This is a genomic window from Brevundimonas sp., from assembly GCF_016463485.1.
Taxonomy (GTDB): domain Bacteria; phylum Pseudomonadota; class Alphaproteobacteria; order Caulobacterales; family Caulobacteraceae; genus Brevundimonas.
In genome coordinates this window covers 1-2148 of record NZ_JAEMRD010000249.1, presented here as the reverse complement: position 1 = coordinate 2148, position 2148 = coordinate 1, and the positions used below count along the sequence as shown (strand labels likewise).

The following is a 2148-nucleotide window of genomic DNA, read 5'->3' as shown; positions in this document are numbered from 1 at the left end:
CGCCGCGCCGACGACAAGGGGGTCTTCGTCATGCTCGACGCCGCCACCCCCACCCGCCTGTTCGCCAGCCTGCCCCCCGGCGCGGAGGTCATGCGCATGGGCCTGGTGGAAGCGATCGAACTGACGAAGGGGTTTCTGGAAAGTCGTGACTAGTGGCTGGTGGCTTTTGATGAGCATCTCTGAGCGGCTTGTGTTGCGTCCCATGACCGTGGCGTCGAGGACGCGGCGATCACCAGCCACCAGCCACCAGCCACCAACCACCTCCCAACCCCCACTCACGCTTGCCTGACGACCCATCCTTCCCCACACTGAACAGAGACCGGACGCTCCAGAGGCTTCGGAATGCCGTTGGATCGCGAAAGAGACCGAATGCGTAAGAGATTCCTGGCCGGCGGCGTCGTGATTGCGCTCGGCCTGACCGGCATGACCGTGGCCACCCAGACGCCGCGCAACGAAACCTTCCGCATGCTGCAGCTGTTCGGCGACGTCATCGCCGTGGTCGAACAGGCCTATGTCGTGCCCGTCGACAACAAGAAGCTGGTCGAGGCGGCCCTGGCCGGGATGATGACGGCGCTGGACCCCCACTCCAACTATCTGCCGCCCGACGGCTATGAGGACCTGCAGGAGCGGACCTCGGGCGAATACTCCGGCGTCGGCCTGACCATCACCGCCGAGGGCGGGCTGGTGAAGGTGATCTCGCCGATGGACAACTCACCGGCCGGTCGCGCGGGTGTCCAGGCGGGCGACGTCATCTCGGCCATCGACGGCCAGAACGCGGCGGGCATGACGGTCTCTCAGGTGTCGGAGAAACTGCGCGGCGCCATGGGCACCTCGGTGACCGTCACCTTCCTGCGCGACGGCGAGGAGGCCCGCGAGGTCGTCCTGACCCGCGAGGTGATCAAGGTCGAGAGCGTCACCGGCCGCCTCGAAGGCGACTTCGGCTATCTGCGCATCTCGACCTTCAACGAGAACACCGGCCGCGAACTGACCGAGACCATCACCCGGCTGAAGGCCGAGAAGCCGGGCCTCAAGGGTTTCGTGCTGGACCTGCGCAACAACGGCGGCGGCCTGCTGACGGCGGCCATCGACGTGTCAGACGCCTTCCTCGAACGCGGCGAGATCGTCAGCCAGCGGGGCAGGAAGCCCGAACAGATCGAACGCTATGCCGCCAAGCCCGGCGACCTGAGCGGCGGACTGCCGCTGGTGGTGCTGGTCAACTACGGCTCGGCCTCGGCGTCGGAGATCGTCGCCGGCGCGTTGAAGGACCATGAGCGGGCCACGATCGTGGGCCTGACCAGCTTCGGCAAGGGCTCGGTCCAGACGGTGATCCCCCTGGGTGGCGGCCGCGATGGGGCCCTGTCGATCACGACGGCCCGCTACTACACCCCGTCCGGCGCCTCGATCCAGAAGATCGGCATCGAGCCCGACCTTGAGGTCGCCCGCACCGAGGCGGAGGCGAAGATCATCTCGCGCTCCAGCTTCATCTATTCCGAGGCCGCCTATTCGACGGCGCTGGACGCCTCCATCGGGGCCGAACGCAAGGGCCCGCATGTGCCGCGCGAGGCTCCGGGTCCGGACTTCGACAAGGACAAGGACTACCAGCTGGAACGCGCGCTCGACGTCCTGCGCGCCGGCGGCGACCTGACGCAGCTGGCCGCCGCACCCACCGGCATCGTCGTCACCGATCCGAACGCGGCCCCCGTCGAGACCGCCGAGGCGACCGGGACGCCCCCGGCCTCGCCCGAACGGACGCCGGAGATCACGCCCGGCAACATCCCGACCCCCCAGGAACGCCGCCGATAGGGAGCGGTCATGGCTAATGCCCCGTTAGGCTTTCTTAACCGCCGCGCGCCACAGTGAGCCCGAAGGAGCCGTCATCGCGGTTCCGCCAAAGGCCTACCGAGCGTTCGTCCGTGTCCATGTTCGCCAAACGTCAGTCTGCCCTGGCCGCCACCGCCGGCAGCCCGCCCCAGCCGCGCGGCCCGGGGCTGAACCTCGCCCAGATTGTCGCTGTCCTGAAGCGTCCGCCGGTCGCTGTGGGCGTCGCGGGCCTGATGCTGATCGCGGCCGCCGCCCTGTTCCTGACCGTGCTCGGCGACCCCCGCGCCGGAACCCCTTCGGCCCGCGCCAGCCTGACCCGTACTGCCC

Annotated in this window: 1 protein-coding gene and 1 pseudogene; both read left to right on the top strand. The window is 68.6% G+C overall.

Annotation, left to right across the window (positions count from 1 at the left end; genetic code table 11):
• Positions 1-369: 369 nt before the first annotated feature.
• Complete coding sequence (locus tag JHC99_RS18555; RefSeq protein ID WP_292156169.1) at positions 370-1803, top strand: S41 family peptidase; 1434 nt, start codon at positions 370-372, stop codon at positions 1801-1803.
• 116 nt (positions 1804-1919) lie between these two features.
• A pseudogene (locus JHC99_RS18550) lies at positions 1920-2148 on the top strand (divergent polysaccharide deacetylase family protein); the annotation flags it as partial.